Source organism: Burkholderia puraquae (assembly GCF_002099195.1).
Taxonomy (GTDB): Bacteria; Pseudomonadota; Gammaproteobacteria; order Burkholderiales; family Burkholderiaceae; genus Burkholderia; species Burkholderia puraquae.
In genome coordinates, this window is record NZ_NBYX01000013.1 from 13184 (window position 1) to 37712 (window position 24529).

The window sequence follows — 24529 nt, forward strand, 5'->3', positions numbered from 1 at the left end:
GGTGCGAATACGGATCGCTTACACGCGGCTAACAGACAGGAAATCGGCGCGAGGTGCGCGCATCGCAAGCGTGCCCCGCAGCGTCGAAAAAGCCGATAAAAATGGGCGGCTCACCGCGCCGCCCTTCGTGTTATCGCCCGGCGCCCGCCAGCGGCGCCACAGGCTCGAACAGCGCGTCCGCCTGCCTGACGCGCACGAAGCGCGCGGCGCCGTCGCCTTCCACCAGTGCGCGGAAATGCGCTTCGCCGCATGCGAGCTTCGCACGCTCGTGCTCGCTCGGCACGTGGCCGTCCGCATTCGGCGTGTCGACGACGAAGTACAGCCGCTCGCCACCGTCCTGTTCCGCGAGCACGGCCCAGTCGGGGTGATAGCTGCCGAGCGGTGTCTGCACACGGAACCACGCGGGCAGCTTCGCATACAGCTTCACGCCGTCGTGCGCCTCGAGCGCATCGGCGAACGCGCGCTCCGCGTCCGTCTCGCACACGACCGCCTCGTGGATCGACTTCTGCGCATCGGGCCGCAGGTTGCGCAGGTAGCCGGTCAGCGCCTCGCTCTCGAACGATTCCAGCGCATGCACATGGCGCTCGCCGAGCTTGCGGTACGCGATGCCCGCGACGAGCGCGTGGCGCTTGCAGCGGTTGATCGCATCGGCCGCGACCGCGATGAACTGCTGCGGATTCACGCGGAAATCGTCGAGCCGGCCGCTGTCGGCCAGGATCGTCGCAAGCGAACGGCGCGTGAGCTGCGTGCGGTCCTGCAACTCGGTGAGCAGGTCGGGCAACGGCAGCTCGCCTTCGTCGAGCAGCACCGTGCCGGCACCGGCCACCTCGATCGCCTCGATGCCGGCCTTGCCGATGTCGATCTCGGCCTTGCGCCACTGCAGCCGTGCGCGCGCGATGTCCGGCGCGTCATGCAGCGCGGCCGCGCAGTCGCGTACGAGCTTCGCGTTGTCGAACTCGACGCGGTACACGGTGCGATGGCGGATGCGGTCCCACAGCGCGCGGAAATCCTCGCCGAACACGACGGCCTTGCCCGACGCATCGCGCCGCAGCGCGATTGCACGGCGCTCGTCCGCATTGCGCACGGCGAAGCGGCCCGACAGCTTGCGCAGTGTTGCGACGATCGGTGCGCGCAGCATCTCGAACGCTTCGGGCAGCACCAGCGCGCTCTGGCGCAGCGCATCCTTCAGCCGGTCGAGCACCTTGCCTTGCGCGTCGACGTAGCCTTGCTCGTGCAGGTGGTTCCACAGCACGCGCGACAGCTCGATGCCGAGCGCATGCGCGGGCCCGTCGCCTTCCTGCACGGGCAGCGCCGCGAACTGGTGTTCCTCGACGATCCCGAAACGGATGCCCGTATCGGCCTCGATTTCCTTCTGCAGGTTCTCCGCGAACGACTCGTAGCGCTCGGTCGCGATCACCGTGAGCGTGTTCACGCCCGCATCGCGCACGCGTTCGCCGTCCTGGTCGACGGCGAGGCGCAGCCCGCGGCCGAGCGTCTGGCGGCGCTCGCGTTCGGTCTGGATGTCGCGCAGCGTGCAGATCTGGAACACGTTCGGGTTGTCCCAGCCTTCCTTCAGCGCCGAGTGCGAGAAGATGAACTTCAGCGGCGTGTCGAACGACAGCAGCGCTTCCTTCTCGCGCATGATGAGGCCGTATGCGCGCTCCGCGTTCTCGCGGGCCGCCGCGCTGCTCTCGCTCGTGTCGGTCCAGCCGCCCTTGCGGTCGATCGAGAAGTAGCCGTTGTGCGCGCGCTCGACCTCGAGCGCGACGTCGACGCCGTCGAACAGCGCACGGTAGGCCGGCACGCGGGCTGCACGCGCATATTCCTCTTCGAAGATCAGCGCGTAGTCGCCCTTCACGGGCGTGCCGTTCTCGTCGTAGCGGCGATAGCGTTCGACCGAATCGACGAAGAACAGCGACAGCACCTTCACGCCGCGCTCGGCCAGGCGCAATTCCTTGTCCAGATGCTCGCGGATCGTGCGGCGGATCATCTCGCGCTGCACGGCGAGCGTGTCGATGTCGCCGAACGCCTCGCCGAGCGACAGGAACGCCTCGCCTTCCGGATGGCGCAGCTCGACGTATTCGGCACCCTTCACCGCGTGGACTTCTCCGACGCGCAGCCCCGCATACAGCGCGCGCTTCGTCAGCCGTTCGAGATCGTCGCCGTCGGTGGCCGTCACGATCTGGCGCTTCACGCCGGCCGCCGTCGCGACGTCGAGCTCGACGCGCGCGCTGATCGCGCCGCGCCGGTTCGACACGCCGACGAGCCGCACGTACGGCTTGTTGTGCGCATCCTCGACGATCGCCGACGCGATCTCGATCTGCTTGACGAGCTTGCGCTCGTACGCGTCGACCGCGTCGAGCCGGTACACCATGTGGTGACGGTCGACGTGCGTGGCCGAGTAGCGCAGCGTGCAGAGCGGTGCCATCGCGGCGAGCGCTTCGCGGCCACGGCCTTCGAGCCCGCCGTCGACGCTTTGCGGCTCGTCGACGATCACGATCGGCCGCGTCGCGCGGATCAGGTCGATCGGCTTCTCGCCGCCGGTCTTCTCGCTGTCCTTGTAGAGGTTGTTGATTTCCTTCTTGTTGATCGCGGCAACGGTCATCACCATGACCTGGATCGCCGCGCTCGCCGCGAAGTGGCGCACCTGGCCGAGCTTCGCGGAGTCGTACAGGAAGTAGTCGTACGGCACGCCCGCATACAGCGCGCGGAAGTGATCCTCGGTGATCGCGAGCGTCTTGTGCACGCCTTCCTTGATCGCGATCGACGGCACGACGATCACGAATTTCGTGAAGCCGTAGCGGCGGTTCAGCTCGAAGATCGTGCGCAGGTACACGTAGGTCTTGCCGGTGCCGGTTTCCATCTCGACGGTAAAGTCGCGCGAGCCGGGCAGGCCGGACGGCGGCAGCCCGCCGCGCAGCTGCACGTCGGCAAGATTGCGCGCGAGCGCGTCGTCGGTCAGCGACAGCCGGTTGCCGACGCCTTGCTCCGACACCGCGAAGCCGAGCGAGCCTTGCGCGGCGGCGGTCGTGCCGGGCGCGGCGTTCGCGAGCACGCTGAAGTCGCCGCGATACGATTCCTGGCCGCGAAACAGGTCGCAGACGGCGTCGATCGCCTCGCGCTGGTAGTCGAGATCCGCTTCGAAATGCAGACGCATCACAGGCTCCGCACGCGCTTCACGCCGTGCTGTTCGAGCAGCGCGGCGAGATTGAGCTTCGCGACGTCGTCGACGAAACCGCTGTCGCGGAACAGGCACGTGACGTCGTGCGTCGTGCCGGTCGCGTCGAGCAGGTCGACGATGCCGTCGGCGAGCGGGCCCGCGTCGTCGCGCGAGATGCGCGCATCGAAGCAAGCGACGATCGAGCGGCCGATCAGGTGCACGGTCTTGCCCGCCACCTGGTGATGCTCGACCGGCGTGCACAGGTCGAGGCCGAGCTTCAGCGTCAGCTCGGCAAGCAGGTCGTCCTCGGTGCGGCCGGTCTTCACGTGCTCGACGGATGCGAAGAGGGCGTGGTCGAAGTCGTCGCGGCGCGGATCCCACTCGATCACGTTGGTCGTGTCGAGCCGGTACACGCGGAAGCCGAGGTCGCCATAGCTTTCCGGGTAATCGCGCGCGACCTGCTGCGCGGCGCGGCGCAGGCGTTCCTTCGTGACTTCGGCGAGCGTCAGCGGCTTCTTCAGCTTCGCGCAGAAATCGGCGGCCGCCAGCTGCGTCTTGTCGCGGCGGTCGAGCGCCTCGGGCAGTTGCACGAGGATGTAGCGGCGCGCACCGCCGTCGGTCGCGTTCACCTGCATCACCGCGTGGCCGGTCGAGCCGGAGCCGGCGAAGCAGTCGAGCACGATGTCGTCGCCGCGCGTGCACCAGCCGATCACGGCCGCCGCGAAATCGACCGGCTTCGGCAGGTCGAACGGGATGCCGAGCGTCTTCAACAGCGCGTCGTCGGAGCCGGCGAACGGCAGCACCGACGGCACGTTCTCGTACATGTTCTCGTCGAGGTAGTAGATCCGCTGCGGCTGCGTGGTTTCATCCGCGCCGAATTCGATCTGGCCGCGCTCGATCAGCGCCTGCATCGTCGCGGGCGGGTTGCGCCAGCCGCGGGCCGGCATCGCGCACGGCTTGCCGGTGACCGGGTGGATCAGCGGCGTGAAATACTCTTCCGGCGCCTTCTTCTTGTTCGGCCACGCCATCGACACGAGGCGGTACACGCGGCCGTCTTCCGACAGCCGGTCGTACATCACTTCGCCGCCGGACAGGTTGGTCTGCGCCTTCATCCATGCGCGGTACGCCTTCTGCGCGTCCTTCGCGTTGCCGCTGCGGTACACGGCGTCGTGTGCGGCGTCGAGCATGCGCTGCGCGTTGCGCTTCGGGCGCTTCAGCGGCGCCTGTTCGAGCAGTGTCTCGGCGTTGCGCGCGAACAGCACCAGCGATTCGTGCTGGTACGCGACACCGCGCGCGTCGCCCTTCGGGTTGCGCTTGTCCCACACGGCCACGCCGAGCTCGTTCTCCTCGCCGAAGATCTCGCGCAGCATCAGCACGAGCGCATGCACTTCGTGCTCGTCGATGTGCACGGCGATCAGCCCTTCGTCGGACAGCAGCGCGTGCGCGAGCTTCAGGCGCGGATACATCATGTTCAGCCAGTCGGTGTGGAACCGGCCGTTCGCCTCGGTGTTGGTGCTGCGCTTCACGCCGCCCTGGGTCTGCCCGGTCATCGCCAGGTAGTGGCGGATGCTGTCGCTGAAGTCGTCCGGATAGACGAAATCGCTGCCGGTGTTGTACGGCGGGTCGATGTAGACGAGCTTCACCTTGCCCGCGTAGCTCTTGTGCAGCAGCTTCATCACGTCGAGGTTGTCGCCCTCGATCACGAGATGGCGCGTGTCGTCCCACGCGACGCTGTCGTCGGGGCAGGGCCGCAGCGTGCCCGTCGACGGCGTGAGTGCGGCCTGGCGCGCGCTGCGCTTGCCGTGCCAGTGGAAGCCGTAGCGCTCGTCGGCGTCGCCGACCGTGCGTTCGCCGACGAGTGCCTTCAGCACGTCGACGTCGACCGACGCGCCGCCGGGGCCTTCGGTCACGAGTTCGGGGAACAGCGCCTTCAGGCGCGCGACGTTGTCGGCGGTGAAATCCGTCGACATCGCCTGCGGGCTCGCCGCATCGAGTTTCTGCATCGTCTTTTCCATCGGAGCCCGGCCGCGCGCGCCAGGACGTCGGGCGCGCTCGCGGCACTGGCGGCAACAGCCGCCCGGGCAAACCCGAAACGCTATCGAGTCGATCGGCCGAGGTCAAGCGCCGATGTGGGCCGATCGTGCGGGCATCGGCCGCGATTGCCCGCCGGGCGGGCCGCAAGCGGCTTCGGGCCGGTTGTCGCATGGCCGGCCGGCAGCCGCCTGGCGGGCATCCGCGGGCGTATTCCGGAAAGGACGAAAAAAGGGCACGGTCGGCGCCAAGCGCCGGCGTGCCCGCATGGAGAATCCCGGACGGAGGGTGCGACGGGGCCCGTCGGGCCCCGTTTCAGGTCAGAAGCGCGTGCGGATGCCCGACGTCAGCTCGAGCTGGTTCTTCGCGCCGAACGTCGACGACACCGTGTAGCCGCCGTGCAGCTTCATGTAGTCGCCGGCGAGGTAGACCTCGGTGCGCTTGCTCAGGTGATAGAACACCGACCCGTAGATCGTTTCCTTGAAGCCGTTGGCGACGCCGTTGGTCAGGCTGAACGCGCCGAGGTTGGCGTTCGGCGTGAAGCCGTCGGAATTGTTCGCGGCGTTCTTCACCCGCATCTGCTGGTAGCCGAGCTCGTAGTCGAGCGCACCGGGCGGCGCCACCTTCACCGACACGGTCCACGAATCGTCGTGGCGCTGGCCGAGCGAGCCCTGGTCGCCGTTGTAGCGGAAGTAGCCGGCGTTCAGGCGCACGATGCTGAACGTGTAGTTGCCGCCGACCGAGAACGTCTGGTTCGTGAAGCCGTCGTGGTTCACGTGGTTGTAGAAGCCCGACACGTTGAACGGCCCGCCGTTGTAGCCGAGCGCGACCTGGTACGCGGAGCCGGTCGCGAACGCGGTCGAGTTGCTGAACTGGTAGCCGGCGCTCGCGAAGATGCCGTTGCTGAACAGCTTCTTCCACGCGATGCCGTTGTTGTAGCGCGTGCCGGTCGGGCCGGCCGCGTAGAAGATCATCTGCTTGAAGTTGTTCGAGTTGGTCCAGCCGCCTTCCTCGGTCGTCAGCTTGGCAGAGCCGTACGGGTCGCCGTAGATCGCCGCCGAGTCGCGCGCGATGGTGTTCTGGAAGCCGGCCGTCAGCTTGCCGAAGCGCTCGTCCTCGACGCCGACCCACGCATCGCGGTCGAAAATCTGGCCGCTGTCTTCCATCTGGCCGTTCGCGACCACGAATTCGCTTTCGAGGCGGAAGATGACCTTCGTGCCGCCGCCGATGTCTTCGGCACCGCGCAGGCCCCAGCGGCTGCCGCTGAACCACGGCTCGCCTTCGTTGCCCATCCCGATCACGTGATTGCCGTTCGCGTCGGCGTGGGTTCGGTAAGTCGGAAAGCTCAGGTCCATCAGGCCGTAGAGCTGCACGCTCGACTGCGCATGCGCCTGGGTGCCGGCGCACAGGCCAGCCGCCGCGATGGAAAGGGCAAGGGTTTTTCGTTTCAAGATCGTCTCCTCCGAGCTGCCGCATTGAAATCTGGTCGTTGGCAGTACGTCATGTATGCCGACTCTTGCCGGCCACAGCGAGAGGGCCGACGCGTAGCATCGTAGAGGGTGCAATCCTTCACGACGCTTTCCCGGCGGCAGGAATCGGATCGGTGAAAACACCGAACGCGCAGCCATCACGGATCGGGCAGGCATGCGAAGGCGAGCCTGCCGGGCATCCGGCTGGCTTCAAGGACGTTTCGTGCTACGAATCAATAATTCGTGCCAGGCGACAGGTGAACGCCCGTCAGTCCTGCGTGCTCTTCATGCGCAGGATGTAACCGAGCCCGCGCAGCGTGATGATCTCGGCCGAGCTGCCCGCGAGATGCTTGCGCAGCCGGTGGATGTAGATGTCGATCGCGTCGGCGCTTGGCTCGTCGTCGAGTGCGAACACGCTGTCCATCAGCCGCGCCTTCGACACCGTCTTGTTCTGCTGCAGCATCAGCGTTTCGAGGATCGCGTGCTCGCGGCGGCGCAGCGCGAGCACCGTTTCGCCGCAGCGGAATTCGCGCGTGCCGAATGCATAGACGAGATCGCCGCACACGAGCTGCGTCGTGCCGACGCCGGCCTGCCGGCGGATCAGCGCGCGAATCCGCGCGACCAGCTCGCGCGATTCGAACGGCTTCACGACGTAATCGTCGGCGCCCGCGCCGAAGCAGTCGACCTTGTCGTCGACCGAGCCGTGCGCGGTCAGCATCAGCACCGGCACGTTGTCGTTGCGGCGCCGCAGCCGTGCGAGCACCTCCTTGCCGCTGATGCCGGGCAGGCGCATGTCGAGCAGCACCGCGTCGTAGCGTTCGGTCTTCAGCACCGTATCGGCGCGCTCGCCGTCGCCGACGCAGTCGACCGCGAAATCCTCGCCGCGCAGCAGGGTCACGATCCAGTGCGCGAGTTCGGCGTTGTCTTCGACCAGCAGGAGTTTCATGACGACATCTCTTCAATCGTACGCAGGCAGCCGTACAGTCACGACGATACCGCGATTGCCGGCCCCCGGCGCGAGCGACGCGCTGCCGCCGTGCGCCTGCGCGATCTCGCGGACGATCGCGAGCCCGAGGCCCGAGCCTTCGGTGTCGGCCGACACGCGGTAGAACCGCTTGAACACGTGCGGGCGCGCTTCGGCCGGGATGCCGGGGCCGTTGTCGACCACGTCGAGCACGATCGCGCCGCCGTCGCGGCGGGCGGCCACCGTCACGCAGCCGCCGGGCTGCGTGTAGCGCACCGCGTTGTCGACGAGGTTCATCACCAGCGCGGTCAGCAGGCTGTCGCTGCCCGCGACGTCGAGCCGCTCGCCGAGATCGGCACCGAGATCGATATTGCGCCGCTGCGCGAGCACGATCGTCTCCTCGAGCACGCTCGACACCACGGCCGCAAGATCGACGCGATGGTTCAGCAGCGTCGACGGCGTTGCCTCGGCATGCGCGAGCAGCAGCAGCTTGTCGGTCACGTCGGCCATCTTGCGGCTGCTGCGCTGCATGCTGTCGAGCACCGATGCGAGCTCCGGATCGTCGTGCCCGCGCCGCTGCGCGTACTGGATCTGCGTGTCGAGCACCGCGATCGGCGTGCGCAACTGGTGCGCGGCATCCGCGATGAAGCGGCGCTGCGTGGCCGTATGCGTGTTGAGCCGCGCAATGCACTGGTTGATCGCATCGACGATCGGCCTCAGCTCGTTCTGCAGCCGCTCGGGGCGGATCGGCTCCAGCTCCATCGGCCCGCGGTCGGCCACGTCGTCCTTCAGCTTCATCAGCGGACGCATCTCGAACGTGAGGCCGAGGTACACGAGCCCCATCGCGAGCATCAGCATCAGCGACAGGCGCACGAGCTGCGGCCGCCAGATCGTCGCGATCATCGCGCGGTGCGAGCGCGTCGTCTTCGCGACGGCCACCGTGACCGTCTCGATCTTGCCCTCGTCGTACAGCTGGCGATCGTAGGCCACCGCGCGCAGCGGCACGCCGTCGAGCGACGTGTCGTACAGCGTCGGCTCGATGCCGTGCCGCGCGGGCACGTCGAGCGCCGGTGTGCCCGCGAGCAGGCGGTCATGGCCGTCGATCACCTTGTAGAACACCGAATCGCGCGACGGCGATTCGAAGATCTCCAGCGCGGCCGGCGGCACGTCGGCAACCGGCAGCCCGTTGCGCCATTCGATGTCCTCGCCGATCGTGCGCGCGGACGCGACGAGCGCGCTGTCCTGCACGAGCGCGGCCGTGGTCCGTGCGGTGTCGTACGACATCGCGCCGGCGATCAGCACGAACACCGCGAGCGGCAGCAGCAGCCACCACAGCAGCCGCCCGCGCAGGCTGTGCGCCATCCTGTTGCGCTCCTTCTCCGAAATGCCGAACCGCGCCGGGGGCGCCGGCGCGGTCGGGGGTGTCATGTCAGGCGTCCGTCGGTGGCGTTCAGAACGCCGCGGGGCGCCACTTCAGCAGCCGCTTCTCGAGCCACGTCAGCAGGTAGTCGGCGGCCAGCGCGACCACGGCCAGCACGATCATCGCCGCGAACACGCCGCTTGCGTTGAACGCACCCTGGGCGGTGGAGATTAGCAGCCCGATGCCCTGCTTGGAACCCAGGAATTCGCCGACGACCGCACCGACCAGCGCGAAGCCGAAGCTCACGTGCAGGCTGGCGAGAATCCAGCTCAGCGCGGACGGGATCACGACTGCCGTGGTGATCTGCCGGCGCGACGCGCCGAGGATCTGCGCATTCGCGATCAGGTAGCGGTCGGCTTCGCGCACGCCCTGGAACGCGTTGCCGAACACGACGAAGAACACCATCACGACGGCCAGCGCGATCTTCGACGCCATCCCGAGGCCCAGTGCGATCACGAAGATCGAGCCGAGCACGACGCGCGGGATCGAGTTCGCGATCTGGATATACAGGCCGAACACGTCGGCCATCAGCTTGTTGCGGCCGAGCACGATCCCGCAGATCACGCCGGCGACCGAGCCAATCACGAAGCCGATCGTGGTCTCCTCGAGCGTCACCCAGACCTGTGTGAGCAGCGGCCCTTGCGACGTGCCGTTGACGAACCAGTCCTGGATCTGCGCGAAGATCAGCGTCGGCTGCGAGAAGAAGAACGGATCGATCCACTTGAGCCGCGCGGCGAGTTCCCAGCCGCCGAGCGCGACGACGAGCACGGCGATCCGCAGGCCGATGATCAGTTGCCGGCGGCGGCGCAGCCGGGTTTGAGCGGCGCGCGACTCGTCCTCGAGCGTCGTCGCCGGAATGGCGGTGGGGGGAAGCGTCATGTCGGTCATGCTCCTGTCCTTGCTGTCCTTGCCGTGCGGCGTATGCGTCAGCCGATCTGCACTTCTTCGCGCAGGTCGTGCCAGATGTCCTTGGAAATTTCGATGAAGCGCGCGTCGTAGCGAATCTCTGACGTGACGCGCGGGCGCGGCAGGTCGATCTCGTACACGCGCTTGAGCGTCGCGGGGCGCGCGGTCAGCACGAACACACGGTCGGCGAGTGCGATCGCCTCCTCGAGATCGTGCGTGACGAACACGACCGAGCCCTTGTTCGCGGACCAGAGCTGCAGCAGCTCGTCCTGCATCAGCGTGCGCGTCTGCATGTCGAGCGCGGAGAACGGCTCGTCCATCAGCAGGATTTCCGGCTGGTTGATGAAGGTCTGCGCGAGCGCGACGCGCTTCCTCATCCCGCCCGAGAGCTGGTGCGGGTAGTGCTTCGTGAACTTGTCGAGGCCGACCTTGCGGATCCATTCCTCGGCCTGCGCGTACGCGACGTCCTTCGAACGGCCGCGAAACAGCGGGCCCGCCGCGACGTTGTCGATCACGTTGCGCCACGGGAACACGGCGTCGGCCTGGAACACGAAGCCGATGCGCGGATCGATCCCGTCGACCGGGCGGCCCATCACGCGCACCTCGCCCGACACGGGCTTGAGCAGCCCGGTGATCAGGTTCAGCGTCGTCGACTTGCCGCAGCCGGTCGGCCCGACGATCGCGATGAACTCGCCGCGCGCGACGCTCATGCTGAAGTCGCGCAGCGCGACGGTGGCCTTGCCTTCCGGCGAAATGAAGCGGCACGACACGTTGCGAAACTCGATCGCCGGTGTGCTCGGGGAGACTGCCTGGGTCATCGCTCTTTGTCCTGCGGGTGAGGAAGGCGTCGCATCGTGACGCAACGCCGGGCCGGTCAAACGGGCCGGTACGGGGTACGCACGGCGGCGGGATCGCCGCCGCCGGCGCCTTTGCCGAGATCGATTACTTCGCGTTCACGAAATCGTTCGTGTAGGTGCGCGCCAGGTCGATGTGCTTGCCCTTCACCGACGGGTTGAACGCCGACAGCACCTTCAGCACGGTCGCCGGGCCGTCGGCCGGCATCTTGCCGTCGGCGGTGTACATCGGCAGCGACGCCTTCAGGGCGGTCACGTACAGCGCCTTGTCCTTCTGGTAGTCGGCCGGCATCTTCGCGGCGATTTCGTCCGCGCTGTGCGTGTGGATGAACTGCATCGTCTTCGCGAACGCGTGAGCCAGCTTCACCGCTTGCGCCTTGTGCGAATCCGCCCAGGCCGACTGCACGTACAGGCTCGCGGCCGGGTAGGTGCCGCCGAGCGCCGCGCGCGTGCCGTCGACGGTGCGCATGTCGACAAGCACCTTCGCGTCGCCCATCTTCTCGAGCGCGGACACCGTCGGCTCGGTCGTCATCCCGGCGTCGATGCGGCCCTGCTTGATCGCCGCGATGAAGCTCGCGTCGGCGCCGACCGGCAGCATCGTGTACTCCGTCGACGGCACGCCGTGCTGCAGCGCGAGGTATTGGGTGAGGAAGCTCGTCGACGAGCCGAGGCCCGTCACGCCGAGCGTCTTGCCCTTCGCATCGGCCATCGACTTGAAGGTCGGCGCGGCCTTGGTCGACACCATCTCGACTTCGCCCGGCACCTGGCCGAACACGGCGATCGCCTTTACGTCCTTGCCCTTGCTTTGCAGGTCGATCGTGTGGTCGTAGAAGCCGACCACGCCCTGCACGGCGCCCGCGAGCAGCTCGTTCTCCGCGTCGACGCCGGCCGGCTGCGACAGCAGCTCGACGTCGAGCCCTTCGGCCTTGAAGTTGCCGAGTTCCTGCGTGAGCCGCGCGGGCAGGTAAATCAGCTTCGCGATCCCGCCGACCATGATCGTGATCTTGCCGCCGTCATCGGCAAAGGCGGGGTGAGCGGCAAGCGCGCAGCTCAGGCTGGCTGCCACGGCGAGGGTGCGCAGGATGGGTCGCATCGGGTCGTCTCCGTTCGTTGTATTCGTATGGCGCGATGCTTGCTGCATCGTCACGACGAGTATAGGGAGGCGAAACCTTCTGCAACCTTTCGCGGGATGGCGATTCCTTTAGGGGTTTTCCTGCAACGGAGGGCCGGAACAGGCGGGAACGGGGGCCGGATGCGCTCAGCGCCAGCCGGTCAGCACGCGCCCCATCGCGTCGAGCCCCATGTCGAACAGGTGCGACACGAACGGCACGAGGTTCGGCACCATCAGCTGCACGAGCAACAGCCCGACGAGCATCGTGACGGGGAAGCCGACCTGGAACACGCCGATCTGCGGCGCCGCGCGGTTCAGGATGCCAAGCGCGAGGTTCGCGATCAGCAGCGCCGCGACCACCGGCAGCGAGAGCAGCAGCCCCATCTCGAACACCGTCGTGCCGAATGCGGCGAGCGTGCGCCAGCCGGGCGCGTGCAGCAGGTCGGCCGACACCGGCAGCGACTGGAACGACGCGGTGAGCGCGGCGAACACCTGCAGGTGGCCGTCCACCGCGAGGAACGCGAGCATCGCGACCGCGTTCAGGAAGCGGCCCATCACGGGCGTCGCGCCGCTCGTGTGCGGATCGAAGAAGGTGGCGAAGCCGAGCCCCATCGACAGCCCGATGAAGTCGCCGGCCGCCTCGACGGCCGCGAACACGAGCTGCATCGTGAAGCCCAGCGCGACGCCGATCAGGAATTGCGTGACGAGGATCCAGATGCCCTGCGCGGAGAACACGGTGACGTCCGGCATCGCACCGAGCGTTGGTGCGACGACCAGCGCCATGAACGCGGCGAGGCCGATCTTCACGCGCACGGGCACCGCCGCGTGGCCCACGACGGGCGCGGTCGCGACGAGCGCGAGCATCCGCACGAACGGCCACAGGAACGCCGTGAGCCAGCCGTTGAGCTGCGCGTAGGTAACCGAGAACATCGCCGCCGGGTGCTGCGCGCGGCTCAGCCGACGCCGAGCGTCGCGACGTGCAGCAGCGTCTGCCGCAGGTAGTCGAGCATCGTCGTCAGCATCCACGGGCCGGCGATCACGAGTGTCGCGGCGACCGCGAGCAGCTTCGGGATGAACGACAGCGTCGCCTCGTTGATCTGCGTCGCGGCCTGGAACAGGCTCACGACGAGGCCGACCGCGAGCGCGACCAGCAGCAGCGGGGCGGCAAGCAGCAGGCCGACCATCATCGCCTGGTGCGCCAGGGTCATCACTTGTTCGGGCGTCATCGCGCGTTTCCTCCGCCGCTTACGTAAAGCTTTGTGCGAGCGAGCCGATCAGCAGCTGCCAGCCGTCGACCAGCACGAACAGCATCAGCTTGAACGGCAGCGACACGGTGGACGGCGACACCATCATCATCCCCATCGACATCAGCACGCTCGCGACGACCATGTCGATGATCAGGAACGGGATGAAGACCGTGAAGCCGATCTGGAAGCCGGTCTTCAGCTCGCTCGTGACGAACGCGGGCACCAGCAGCGACAGGGGCACGTCCTCGGGGCCCTGCATCGGCGCGGCCTTCGAGATCTTCGCGAACAGCGCGAGATCGGTCTCGCGAGTCTGCTTCAGCATGAAGGTCTTGAACGGCGCGACGCCGCGCTGCACCGCCTGCTCCATCGGCATCGAGCCGTCGGAGAACGGCTTGTAGCCGTCGTTGTAGGCGCGGTCGAGCACCGGCGACATCACGAAGAAGGTGAGGAACATCGCGAGGCCGACGAGCACCTGGTTCGGCGGCGTCGTCGCGGTGCCGAGCGCCTGGCGCAGCAGCGACAGCACGATGATGATGCGCGTGAAGCTCGTCATCATCAGCAGCATCGCCGGCAGGAACGACAGCATCGTGAGCAGCAGCATCGTCTGCACGCTCAGCGAATAGGTGGTGGCGCCGTGCGGGCCCGGGCTCGCGTTGAATGCGGGCAGGCCGTTCGCCTGCGCGCACGCGAGCGCGGGGGCGAGGCAGAGGATCAGCACGGGCGCGAAGCGCGCCCAGCGATGCAGGAATGCGTGTTTCATCGGAATGCGGGGTCGGAAAGAGGGCGCGGCGCCATGTCAGCGATCTTTGCCGCGACCGAGGCGCTTCGCGGCTTCGCCGGCGAGCGCGTCGCGAAACCGCGAGCCGAACGTGCCGGGCAGGCCGCCTTCGGACGGTGCGGCGCCGGCGGGCGCATCGGCCGGGGCCGACGCCACTGTCGCGGTAGCCGCTGCCGAGCCGGCCGGCAGCGTATGCAGCAATCGCACGTTGCCCGGCGCGACGCCGAGCACGAGCCAGGTGTCGCCGATCTCGACGATCGTCGCGCTTTCCTTCGCGCCGACCGCGACGCTCGACACGACCTTCAGCGGGCCGCCGCGCCGCGCGTGCTGGAAGCCGAAGCGGCGCGCGAGCCACGCGCACGCGAACACGAGACCGATCACGACCGCGAGCCCGACCAGCGTCTGCAGCACCGCGCCGATGCCGAGCGACGGCGCGGCCGAGCCGACCATCACGCTCGACGCGATCGACCCGGCGTGGTTCACCGCGTTCATGTCGGCGGCGCCGGCCGGCGCGCAGGCAAGCGACGCCGCAATGGCCGCGGCAGCCGCCGCCACGCTCGCGACGCGCACGCGGCGGCCGGGCGCGACTGCGTTCACCGGTTCAGCTTCCGGATGCGTTCGGCCGGCGTGATGATGTCGGTCAGGCGGATACCGAACTTGTCGTTGACCACCACCACCTCGCCCTGCGCGATCAGGCAGCCGTTCACGAGCACGTCCATCGGCTCGCCGGCCATGCCGTCCAGCTCGACGACCGAACCCTGCGCGAGCTGCAGCAGGTTGCGGATCGCGATCTTCGTGCGGCCGAGCTCCACGGTCATCTTGACCGGGATGTCGAGGATCATCTCGATGTCGTTGTGCGTCGAGCTTGCCGCGGCCTTCGACAGCGGCTGGAACACGCCGGCGCCCGTCGCGCCCGCCGGCACCGGCTGCTGGTTCTGCTCGGCGAGCGCGGCCGCCCAGTCGTCCATGCCCGGATCTTCTTCCGACGCGGCCGGTGCCGCCTGCGCGGCGGCAGCCGATGCCGCGAGGGCCGCGTCGGCCATCGCTTGTGCGTCGTCCTCGGGCGTCTGGTTCAGCTCACTCATATCCACCTTCCTTCATCGAATCGCCCGCGCTGATCATCTTCTGCACGCGCAACGCATATTGACCATTGAAAATTCCGTAGCCGCATTCCATCACCGGCACGCCGTCGACCTTCGCGGTGATCGTGTCCTCGATTTCCAGCGGCAGCACGTCGCCCGCGCGCAGGTTCAGGATCTTCTCGAAGGTCGACGAGATCTCGGCGAGATTCGCGGTCAGCTCGACCTCGGCGGCCTGCACCTGCTGCGACAGCACGCGCACCCAGCGGCGGTCGACTTCGAGCGCCTCACCCTGGATCGGCGACGCGAGCACGTCGCGGATCGGCTCGACCATCGAATACGGCATGCAGATGTGCAGCGTGCCGCCCGTCGGCCCGAACTCGATCGAGAACTGCGTGACGATCACGATCTCGTTCGGCGTCGCGACGTTCGCGAACTGCGTGTGCATCTCCGAGCGCACGAATTCGAACTGCAGCGGCCGCACGCTCTTCCATGCGGTCGTGTAGTGCTCGAACACGAGGTTCAGCAGCTTGCCGATGATCCGCTGCTCGGTGGCCGTGAAGTCGCGGCCCTCGACGCGCGTGTGAAAGCGCCCGTCGCCGCCGAACAGGTTGTCGACGACGAAGAACACGAGGTTCGGGTCGAACACGAACAGCGACGTGCCGCGCAGCGGCTTCACGTGCACGAGGTTCAGGTTCGTCGGGATCGGCAGGTTGCGGGTGAACTCGCTGTACTTCTGCACCTTCACCTGGCTGACGGAGATTTCCGCCGTGCGCCGCATGAAGTTGAAGATGCCGATCCGCAGCAGGCGCGCGAAGCGGTCGTTGATGATCTCGAGGCCGGGCATCCGGCCGCGGACGATCCGCTCCTGCGTCGCGATGTTGTAGGGGCGGACGCCCGATGTGTCGCGCTGCTCGTCGACTGCATCGGTTTCGCCCGTGACGCCCTTGAGGAGGGCATCGACCTCCTCCTGGGACATGAACTCCTGGTGGCCCATACGCGCTCCTTTCGCGGCCGCGTTACTGGACGACGAACTCGGTGAACAGCACGTCGTCGACCTTCGCGCGCTGGTTGCCCGGCTGCGTCGGCTGCTCGATCAGTTCCCGCAGCTCCTTCGCGAGCGAACGTTTGCCGTCCGGCGTCGCGAGATCCTCGGGATGCTTGTTCGACAGCGCGAGCAGGATCCGGCTGCGGATCTCCGGCATCCGCGCGGTCAGTTGCTCCTGCGCCTTCGGGTCGGTGAGCTTCAGCGACAGGCCGACGCGCAGGTAGTGCTGCGCGCCGTCGTCGGACTGCAGGTTCACGGTCAGCGGGTCGAGCGGGAAGAACACCGGCGCGGCGAGCGGCGCCGGCTCGGCGGGCGCGCTCGCATGGCCGACGCCTTCCTTGCTCAGGAACACGTACATGCCGCCGGCTGCGGCGGCCGCCGCGCCCAGCGCGATGACGGCGATGAGCGCGATGCGCTTGAACTTGCCGGACGAAGCCGGCTTGTCGGCGGTCGGGTTTGCGGTCGTGGAGGCCATGTGAATGCGTGCGTGATGTCTCGTAGCATGCATTGTTCGGCATCCGGGCCGAGCCCGATGGGCGGAAAAGAGGGGGGATTTGCGGCTATCTCAGCCGATGGTCGGCCGGGTGTCGACCGAGTGTCGGCCGGATGCAGGGTAGGGCTGGCCGGAGAAGGCGGCCATGCCGGGCGCGGAAAGGGCCGCCGGGCCGGCACATGGAGCGGGCCCGGCCGGGAGGTGGCGCCGTGCCCGCCGCACGGGGCCTGCCGCGCCGACGGTGCAGGCACGATCGCGTCGCGCCGGGCCGGCGCCAGGCGGCCGTCGGTCGCCCGGTCAGATCGGCAGCAGCGTCAGGAGCGGCGCGATCAGCACCATCGCGACGCCCGCGATCATCATCGTCAGGCTCGACACGACGCCTTCCTCGCTGCCGATCTCGCGCGCCTTCGCGGTGCCCACGCCGTGGGCTGCCGCGCCGAACAGCGCGCCGCGCGCGAGCCGCGTACGCATCGGCACCAGTGCGAGCACCAGTTCGCCGAGCAGCATTCCGCAGATACCGGTCGCGATCACGAACAGCGCGGTGAGATCCTTCGGCGCGTGGATCTTGTCCGACACGGCGAGCGCGAACGGTGTCGACACCGAGCGCGTCATCAGCGAGCGCTGCAGCTCGGGCGACAGGTGCAGCAGCTTTGCGAGCAGCAGCGACCCGCACACGCCCGCGGCGATCCCGACCGCGACGCCGACCGACAGCGACAGCCAGTGGCGACGGATCAGGTCGCGATAGTCGTAGATCGGCACCGCGAACGCGATCGTCGCCGGGCCGAGCAGCCACATCAGCCAGCGCGTGTCGCGGAAGTAGACCGAATACGGGATGCCGGTCAGCAGGACGAGCAGCACCAGCACGCCCGGCACGAACACGAGCGGCGAGAACAGCAGCGTCTTCTTGTATGCGTAGAGCCGCTTCGACGCGAAATACAGCACGACCGTCAGCACGAAGCAGCCGAGGGAGATCGCGGTATTCACGCGGTCGGCGGACAGGTTCGAGAGCGCGGCAAGCATCGGATGCTCCAGCTCAGTGCGCGGCCACGGCGCTCAGGCGTGCGCGGCGGCGTTCGGCGAACACGCGCTGTGCGGCGAGCCGGCGCTCGAGCTTCGCGGCGAGGTCGACCGCAACGGCCACCGCGACCATCACGAACGCGGTGCCGGCGAGCATCACCAGCGCGATGCGCCAGCCGTCCTCGCGGAACAGCCCGCCGTACTGCACGGCCGCGACGGCGGCCGGCACGAAGAACAGCAGCATGTCGGACAGCAGCCAGTTCGCGCCGTCCTTCACCCACGCAGGCGCGACGCGGCCCGAGAACAGCAGCGCAAGGAGCACCGCAAGGCCGATCACGCCGGACGGCACCGGCAGCCCGACCTTGCGCACGGCCCAGTCGACCGCCATCCACAGCACGCCGAGCGCGGCGGACTGCAGCACGATCCGGCCCGTGCGCGCAACGTTGCCGGAAGCGGCGGGGCGGGCGGCGGCAGTGGTGGTCGGCTTGTTCATGGCGGGCTCCATACGGATGATGCTGTCAATGGCGTCAGTATAGGGTTTCCCCTAACCATAAATAAAATGACTTGTCTCTATCCTTGTCATTCCAATTCGGAATTCAATCTTGGATCGCCGCACCAATTTGGGGAGACACCGATGGAATTGCGCGCGCTGCGGTACTTCGTCGAGGTGGTTCGCCAGCAGAGCTTCACGGCGGCCGCCGACAAGCTGTTCGTGACCCAGCCGACCATCAGCAAGATGGTGAAGGCGCTCGAGGACGAGATCGGTTCGCCGCTGCTGCTGCGCGACGGCCGGCAGATGGTGCTGACCGACGCGGGGCGGATCGTGTTCCAGCGCGGCCAGGACGTGCTCGCCGCGCAGGCGCAGCTGCAGTCGGAGCTGAACGATCTCGGCACGCTCGGGCGTGGCGAGCTGACGATCGGGATCCCGCCGCTCGGCGGCTCGCTGTTCACGCCGATCATCGCCGCGTACAAGCAGCGCTATCCGAACATCGAACTGAAGCTGTTCGAGCAGGGCGCGCGGATGATCGAGGCCGCGCTGACGTCGGGTGAACTTGAGCTGGGCGGGCTGCTGGAGCCGGTCGATCCGGGCACCTTCGAGCGGCTGCCGATGGTGCGCGCGCCGTTGTGGCTCGTCGCTCCGCGCGAGTCGCGCTGGGAGGATCACGCGGCCGTGCCGCTCGCGGATCTCGCGCGCGAGTCGTTCGTGTTCTACGCGGAAAGCCTCGCGCTGCACGACGCGGTACTGGACGCATGCCGGCAGGCCGGCTTCACGCCGTCGATCGTGAGCCGCAGCGGCCACTGGGATTTCATGGCCGCGCTCGTGCATGCGGGGGTCGGCATCGCGCTGCTGCCTGAGCCGTATTGCCGGCGGCTCGACGCGGGCCAGTTCACGTGCCGGCCGATCGTCGAGCCGGAAATCACGTGGGCAATCGCGCTCGGCTGGCTGAAGAAGGGGTATCTGTCGCACGCGGCACGTGCGTGGCTCGACGTCGCGCGGGCGACGCTGCCGATCGCGCCCGGCGACGATCTGGCGTTCGGCGGGTTGCGGGCGAGGGAGTGAGGCCTGCCGAGGCAGGCACGACGGCCGCCCGCCGCGCCGTCAATGCCCCATCGCCGGCCCCGCGCCCTTCCTCGGCTTCGTGACCCACACGAGCGCCGCGAGCGCGCAGAACATGAACGCCGACAGCAGGAAGAAGTCGTTGGTCGCCATCATGAAGCCCTGCTGCGTGACGAGCTGGTTGAGCTGCGCATTGGCCGTCTGGCCGACGACGCCGAGCTGCGCCAGCGCGCCCTGGTAGTCGGTCGTGTTCTGCGCATACACGCTCACCGATTCCGACAGCCGCGCGTGGTGGTAGATCGCGTCGTTCTCCCAGAACGTCGAGCTGGCCGCGGTGCCGATCGCGCCCGACAGCGTGCGCAGGAAGTTCGACAGCCCCGACGCGCTCGCGAGCCGCTCGTCGGAGATGCTCGACAGCGTGATCGTCGTCATCGGCACGAAGAAGCACGCGACGCCGATCCCCTGCACGAGACGCGGCAGGATCACGTGGTTGAACGGCACGTCGAGCGTAAACGTCGAGTTCCAGATCGACACGCCGGCGAACACGATGAACGCGAAGCTCGCGACCATCCGCAGGTCGAGCCGGTGCATGTTGCGGCCGATCAGCGGCGACAGCACGAGCGCGAGCAGCCCGACCGGCGCGGTTGCAAGGCCGGCCTTGCCCGCCGTGTAGCCCATCACCGTCTGCAGCCACAGCGGGAAGATCACGACCGAGCCGAAGAACGCCATGAAGCCGAACGAGATGATCATCGCGCCGAGCGCGAAGTTGCGGTCCTTGAAGAGCGACAGGTCGACCACCGGCTCCTTTTCGGTCGCTTCCCACACGAGCATGAACGCGAGCGACACGACCGCGATCAGCGCGAGCGCAACGATGAACGTCGAGTTGAACCAGTCGCGGTCCTTGCCGAGGTCGAGCACCATCTGCAGGCACGACACGCCGATCACGAGCAGCGCGAGGCCGATCGCGTCGATCCGCTGCTTCGTCGTCTTCGTCTCGCGGCCGCGCAGCAGGAAGTACGCGCAGGTCGCCGAGAAGATGCCGATCGGCAGGTTGATGTAGAAGATCCACGGCCACGTGTAGTTGTCGCTGATCCAGCCGCCCAGCAGCGGGCCGAAGATCGGCGCGACGATCACCGTCATCGCCCATAGCCCGAGCGCGAGCCCACGCTTCGCGGGCGGGTAGCTGCGCATCAGGATCGTCTGCGACAGCGGCACCATCGGCCCCGACACGAGGCCCTGCAGCAACCGGAACGCGATCAGCGTCTCGAAGTTGGTCGCGAGGCCGCACAGTGCCGACGCGATCGTGAACGCGAGCACCGACAGCGTGAACAGGCGCACCTCGCCGACCCGCCGGGCGAGCCAGCCGGTGAGCGGCACCGCGATCGCGGACGCGACCGAGTACGACGAGATCACCCACGTGCCTTCACTCGTCGCGACGCCGAGGCTGCCGGAGATGGTCGGCACCGCGACGTTCGCGATCGACGTGTCGAGCACCTCCATGAAGGTGCCGAGCGCGAGCCCGACGGTGAGCAGTGCGAGTGCGCCGCCGGACAGCGGCGCGGGAGAAGAAGCGGGGGAGGCGGCGGATGCCGTGGTGGCGGACATCGGAATCTCCTAGACGCGGCGCGCGCGACGCGCCGGCACAACGCGCGGGTGTGCGCCGCAGCGCAACCCGGCCGGGTGGAACGGATAAAGGAAAAAGAGGAGCGCGTGCCTTGTCATCTTCTGCCCAGACAGATAAATAAACGAATGTTTAACCTAGACATGGGGCCTCCGCGCACATCAGCAGTCCGCTTCGTCGTCGGGCTTCGGGCAACCGGTCGTACCGGGCCCGTTGGCAATGAAGCGCTGCAGCAGGCCGGTGAGCGTCGCGAGTTCGTCGGCCGAGAAGCCGTCGAGCTGCGCGTTGAGTGCGGTCGCGACCAGCGACGGCAGCGCACGGGCGGCTTCGGCGCCGCGTTCGGTCAGCGTCAGCTCGATCATCCGGCGGTCCTGCTCGCTGCGCGAACGCGCAATCAGCCCCTTGCGTTCGAGCCGGTCGAGCATCCGCGTCATCGAACCACTGTCGTACGACATCTTGCGGGACAGCTCGAACGGCGTGCGCGCATAGCCGCGCGACAGCAGCAGGATCACGCCGATCTGCTGCGCGGTGAGATCGAGCGGCTCGAGCGCGCGGTCCATTCGCTCGACGAGCGCCTGCTTCGCCTTCGACAGGTAATAGCCGAGGCTCGTTTCCAGCGCGATGTTCTCGGGATCGTAGAGGCCGCCGGTCATGCGATTGCGCACGCAGCAATAGTGCGTTTCAGATTTAAACGCGCCCAGTATCTTGAAAATTGCTTGCTTAGTCAATATTATTTGAAGCAACCAGTTACGACGTGCATGTTGCACTGCCGGAGACTATGTTCTGACCGATTCGCCCGCGCTGCGGGCACCCCGAGGTTGTTCGCGATGCTGTTCCTGAAAAATGCCGCCGGCGCGCTGCGCCGCAACCTGACCGATACCGCTCACCATGTGTTTTCCGGGCCGCACCGCGGCTGGAAAATCGCGTTGTACGTGACGATGCTGGTGGTGCCGGGTGGTTCGCTCGCGGCGCTCGGGGTCGCATGGTTCGATCATCGCCGGCAGCGCAACGCGAAAGAAGGCGCTCGCCGCACGGGCCAGCCGGCTGCGACGGAGCCGTCGACATGGCGGTCCGCCGCCGAACCGCTCCCGCTGCCCGCGCGCTGCCACTGACATCGCGCATCTCCCGCCTTCCTGACTGCTCCGACCGAGCGCCGGCCGCGCCACGCACGGCCGGCGTCGCACGCCCGTTTTCCTGCAAGCGAGCCGTAATGGCCGGTAAACCGTCCGCTCGCGCCGGTAACACATTCCTGTCGCCGCGCGCCGTACCCTTGGGGCTGCGCAGCTTTCCCGCCGTCAGTTACCATTTGTCCGCCAGCGGCACGACGACCGCATCGCGCGACGCCGCTCGCCGGACGTCGCGCCCAGACAGGAACATCACCATGCCGTACGCCTCCCTCCCGCGCGCCCTTCGCCCGCTGAGCGCCGCCGTCGCGACGGCCGTGCTGCTCGCCGGCTGCGCCGTCGGGCCCGACTATCACCGGCCCGACACGTCGATCCCCGCCGCATACAAGGAAGCGCCGGCCGGCTGGAAGGTCGCGCAGCCCGCCGACCGCACCGACCGCGGCCCGTGGTGGGCGGTCTACAACGATCCGCAGCTCGATGCGCTGATCGGCAAGCTCAACGCATCGAACCAGACCATCGCGCAATCGGCGGCCGCGTACCGGCAGGCGCGCGCGCTCGTCACCGAGGCACGCGCCGCGTATTTCCCGACCGTCGGGCTGACCGCGTCGGGCTCGCGCGCCCGGACGCCGCGCACGTCGGTGTCGTCGGGCTCGTCGTCGAGTTTCGGCAGCGGTTCGTCCGGCTCGATCAACAACAGCTACAGCGTCGGCCTCGATGCGAGCTGGGAACCCGACCTGTGGGGCAAGGTGAGCCGTACCGTCAGCGCGCAGCGCGCCGGCGAAGCGGCCGCCGCGGCCGATCTCGCGAACGCGCGGCTGTCGCAGCAGGCGCTGCTCGCGCAAACCTATTTCCAGCTGCGCACGTCCGATGCGCTGCAGAAGCTGCTCGACGACACCGTGAAGTCGTACCAGCAGTCGCTGACGCTCACGCAGAACCAGTACGCGCAGGGCGTCGCCGCACGCGCGGACGTGATCCAGGCGCAAACGCAGCTGCAGAGCGCACAGGCGGCGTCGATCGACAACGGCGTCGCGCGCGCGCAGTACGAGCATGCGATCGCGACGCTGATCGGCGAACCGGCGTCGACCTTCTCGCTGCCGCCGAATCCGCTCGCGGCCGAGCCGCCGATCACGCCGGTCGACGTGCCGTCCGCGATCCTCGAGCGCAGGCCCGACATCGCGGCGGCCGAGCGCCGTGCGGCGGCCGCGAACGAGCAGATCGGCGTCGCGATCTCAGCGTTCTTCCCGACGCTCACGCTGTCGGCCACCGGCGGCTTCCAGAGTTCGGTGTGGTCGCAGCTGTTCACGCTGCCGGCGCGTTTCTGGACGGTCGGCCCGCAGCTCGCGGCCACGCTGTTCGACGCAGGGCTGCGCGCCGCGCAGACCGACGCCGCGCGCGCGACCTACGACCAGGATGTCGCCGCGTACCGTCTCGCGGTGCTCACCGCGTTCCAGGACGTCGAGGACAACCTCGCGTCGCAACGCATCCTCGCGCAGGAAATCGACGTGCAGCGGCAGGCTGTCGACAGCGCCGAGCATTCGCTTGCGATCGTCACGAACCAGTACAAGGCCGGCACGGTCGCCTACCTGAACGTGCTGACCGCGCAGACCACCGCGTTCACCGCGCAGCAGAAGCTCTCGACGATCGCCGGGCAGCGGATGGTGTCGTCGGTCGGGCTCGTGAAGGCGCTCGGCGGCGGCTGGAACGTATCGGAGATGGCGCGCGAGAACGGCGACATGGCTGCGCCGGCACCCGTGCCGGCGTCCGGTGCGGCCGCGCCTGCAGCCACCGCACCGTCGGCTGCCGCGCCGCTCGCGCAGCAGTAGGAAGGGAAGGGCGACGCGCGCGTCAGCGCTGCGCGTCGCCGAAGATCAGCGACACCTCGTTGTTGCCGATCGGGTGGCCGAGCAGGTTCAGCAGCCCGGCGAGGTTCGCCTGCTGCTCGGGCGCCGAATGCGCGGTGCCGCGGAACGATCCCTGGCCGGGGCCGAAGCTGCCGTGGCCGTCGAGGAACAGCGGGCCCTGCGTCGTCGACAGGTCGAGATCGGCGCCGGCCCCCTTCGCCTGCAGCACCGCGCGGTACGAACCGAGCGGCTTCACGCGCGATACGCGCGAACTCATCGAGTCGATCGTTACCGTCAGCTGGCCGAACGCGTTGTTGCCGATCAGGCGCCAGTCGCTCCAGCCGAGCCGCACGTCGCCCTGCAGGTCGAGCGTGTTGAACGGCGTGCCGAGCCCTGCGAGCAGCGACGCGGGCACGGCCATCGTGCCCGCCGACAGCACCGCGCCGCGCCACGTCGCATCGAGCGTGACCGCATCGGGCATCGCCTCGGTCTGCCGCATGCGCATCTGCACGCGCCCGGTCAGCAGTGGCCAGAAGCCCGTGGTCCATTCGACCCGCCCCGGCAGCAGCGTGGCCGTGCTCTGGTCGGCGCCCGGCGCGAGCATCAGCGTGCCCGAACCGTGCCACAGCGACCCGTCGGGATCGACGAGATTCACATGCCCGCCGGTCGCGCGCGCGAACTGCGGCGCGATCCACGCGGCCGGCGCGAGCGCGACGAGCGTCACCGCCGTCGCCAGTCCACCCGCCAGTACCCACGGCAATGCGGTGGCGAGCCGCTTCATCCCCGGCCTCATCGGCCGGCCGCCACT

23 protein-coding genes are annotated in these 24529 nt (G+C 68.2%); 3 read left to right on the top strand and 20 right to left on the bottom strand.

The window, feature by feature from the left end; all coding sequences use genetic code 11:
* Positions 1-130: 130 nt before the first annotated feature.
* The 17 genes from B7G54_RS23365 to B7G54_RS23445 form a co-directional block, all read right to left on the bottom strand.
* Entirely contained in the window at positions 131-3157 is a 3027-nt protein-coding gene (locus B7G54_RS23365; RefSeq protein ID WP_085041235.1) for a type III restriction-modification system endonuclease, read from the bottom strand.
* On the bottom strand, positions 3157-5175 hold the full coding sequence (locus B7G54_RS23370; RefSeq protein ID WP_085041236.1) for a site-specific DNA-methyltransferase: 2019 nt from the start codon (positions 5173-5175) through the stop codon (positions 3157-3159). Before B7G54_RS23370 ends, B7G54_RS23365 begins: the two co-directional genes overlap by 1 nt.
* 336 nt (positions 5176-5511) lie before the next feature.
* Entirely contained in the window at positions 5512-6642 is a 1131-nt protein-coding gene (locus tag B7G54_RS23375; protein WP_085041237.1) for a porin, read from the bottom strand.
* A gap of 286 nt (positions 6643-6928) precedes the next feature.
* Positions 6929-7606, bottom strand: coding sequence for a response regulator (locus B7G54_RS23380; RefSeq protein ID WP_085041238.1), 678 nt, complete (start codon positions 7604-7606; stop codon positions 6929-6931).
* 12 nt (positions 7607-7618) lie between these two features.
* Positions 7619-8986 (bottom strand): sensor histidine kinase, encoded by a 1368-nt coding sequence (locus tag B7G54_RS23385; protein WP_085041239.1) that lies wholly within the window; start codon positions 8984-8986, stop codon positions 7619-7621.
* A gap of 88 nt (positions 8987-9074) precedes the next feature.
* Entirely contained in the window at positions 9075-9932 is an 858-nt protein-coding gene (locus B7G54_RS23390; RefSeq protein WP_106409011.1) for an ABC transporter permease, read from the bottom strand.
* Between the two features lie 38 nt (positions 9933-9970).
* Positions 9971-10768, bottom strand: coding sequence for an ABC transporter ATP-binding protein (locus B7G54_RS23395; protein ID WP_085041240.1), 798 nt, complete (start codon positions 10766-10768; stop codon positions 9971-9973).
* Between the two features lie 124 nt (positions 10769-10892).
* The gene (locus tag B7G54_RS23400; RefSeq protein ID WP_085041394.1) at positions 10893-11897 is read right to left on the bottom strand and encodes an ABC transporter substrate-binding protein; all 1005 of its coding nucleotides are present in this window, start codon (positions 11895-11897) and stop codon (positions 10893-10895) included.
* A 165-nt stretch (positions 11898-12062) separates the two neighbouring features.
* Positions 12063-12845: a flagellar biosynthetic protein FliR gene (gene fliR, locus B7G54_RS23405; protein ID WP_085041241.1), complete on the bottom strand. Its 783-nt coding sequence runs from the start codon at positions 12843-12845 to the stop codon at positions 12063-12065.
* A gap of 23 nt (positions 12846-12868) precedes the next feature.
* Positions 12869-13141, bottom strand: a complete 273-nt coding sequence (fliQ, locus tag B7G54_RS23410; RefSeq protein ID WP_006491272.1) for a flagellar biosynthesis protein FliQ — start codon at positions 13139-13141, stop codon at positions 12869-12871.
* A 19-nt stretch (positions 13142-13160) separates the two neighbouring features.
* Positions 13161-13922: a flagellar type III secretion system pore protein FliP gene (gene fliP / locus B7G54_RS23415; protein ID WP_085041242.1), complete on the bottom strand. Its 762-nt coding sequence runs from the start codon at positions 13920-13922 to the stop codon at positions 13161-13163.
* Positions 13923-13958: 36 nt separating this feature from the next.
* Positions 13959-14537, bottom strand: a complete 579-nt coding sequence (gene fliO / locus B7G54_RS23420; RefSeq protein ID WP_085041243.1) for a flagellar biosynthetic protein FliO — start codon at positions 14535-14537, stop codon at positions 13959-13961.
* The gene (gene fliN, locus B7G54_RS23425; protein WP_085041244.1) at positions 14534-15025 is read right to left on the bottom strand and encodes a flagellar motor switch protein FliN; all 492 of its coding nucleotides are present in this window, start codon (positions 15023-15025) and stop codon (positions 14534-14536) included. Before fliN ends, fliO begins: the two co-directional genes overlap by 4 nt.
* Positions 15018-16016: a flagellar motor switch protein FliM gene (gene fliM, locus B7G54_RS23430; RefSeq protein ID WP_027788752.1), complete on the bottom strand. Its 999-nt coding sequence runs from the start codon at positions 16014-16016 to the stop codon at positions 15018-15020. The genes fliN and fliM overlap by 8 nt, the downstream gene beginning before the upstream one ends.
* Positions 16017-16038: 22 nt before the next feature.
* Entirely contained in the window at positions 16039-16575 is a 537-nt protein-coding gene (gene fliL, locus B7G54_RS23435; RefSeq protein WP_049097223.1) for a flagellar basal body-associated protein FliL, read from the bottom strand.
* A 282-nt stretch (positions 16576-16857) separates the two neighbouring features.
* Positions 16858-17580, bottom strand: a complete 723-nt coding sequence (locus tag B7G54_RS23440) for an LrgB family protein (RefSeq protein WP_085041245.1) — start codon at positions 17578-17580, stop codon at positions 16858-16860.
* 13 nt (positions 17581-17593) lie between these two features.
* On the bottom strand, positions 17594-18070 hold the full coding sequence (locus tag B7G54_RS23445; protein WP_085041395.1) for a CidA/LrgA family protein: 477 nt from the start codon (positions 18068-18070) through the stop codon (positions 17594-17596).
* A 141-nt stretch (positions 18071-18211) separates the two neighbouring features.
* Here B7G54_RS23445 and B7G54_RS23450 point away from each other — a divergent pair, with 141 nt between their 5' ends.
* On the top strand, positions 18212-19138 hold the full coding sequence (locus B7G54_RS23450; protein WP_085041246.1) for a LysR family transcriptional regulator: 927 nt from the start codon (positions 18212-18214) through the stop codon (positions 19136-19138).
* Between the two features lie 39 nt (positions 19139-19177).
* On the opposite strand, the gene B7G54_RS23455 is transcribed toward B7G54_RS23450, so the two are convergent.
* Together B7G54_RS23455 and B7G54_RS23460 are read right to left on the bottom strand one after the other, a co-directional pair.
* Complete coding sequence (locus tag B7G54_RS23455) at positions 19178-20740, bottom strand: DHA2 family efflux MFS transporter permease subunit (RefSeq protein WP_085041247.1); 1563 nt, start codon at positions 20738-20740, stop codon at positions 19178-19180.
* Between the two features lie 177 nt (positions 20741-20917).
* On the bottom strand, positions 20918-21409 hold the full coding sequence (locus B7G54_RS23460; RefSeq protein WP_085041248.1) for a MarR family winged helix-turn-helix transcriptional regulator: 492 nt from the start codon (positions 21407-21409) through the stop codon (positions 20918-20920).
* 174 nt (positions 21410-21583) lie between these two features.
* Between B7G54_RS23460 and B7G54_RS23465 the strand changes: the two genes are divergently transcribed.
* Positions 21584-21868, top strand: coding sequence for a multidrug ABC transporter ATPase (locus B7G54_RS23465; RefSeq protein ID WP_085041396.1), 285 nt, complete (start codon positions 21584-21586; stop codon positions 21866-21868).
* A 269-nt stretch (positions 21869-22137) separates the two neighbouring features.
* Positions 22138-23703 carry an efflux transporter outer membrane subunit gene (locus B7G54_RS23470; RefSeq protein WP_085041249.1) on the top strand — a complete coding sequence of 522 codons (1566 nt, stop codon included), beginning with the start codon at positions 22138-22140 and terminating at the stop codon, positions 23701-23703.
* A 22-nt stretch (positions 23704-23725) separates the two neighbouring features.
* Here B7G54_RS23470 and B7G54_RS23475 read toward each other — a convergent pair whose 3' ends face one another.
* Positions 23726-24514 carry a type II secretion system protein N gene (locus B7G54_RS23475; RefSeq protein ID WP_085041250.1) on the bottom strand — a complete coding sequence of 263 codons (789 nt, stop codon included), beginning with the start codon at positions 24512-24514 and terminating at the stop codon, positions 23726-23728.
* Between the last annotated feature and the right edge of the window lie 15 nt (positions 24515-24529).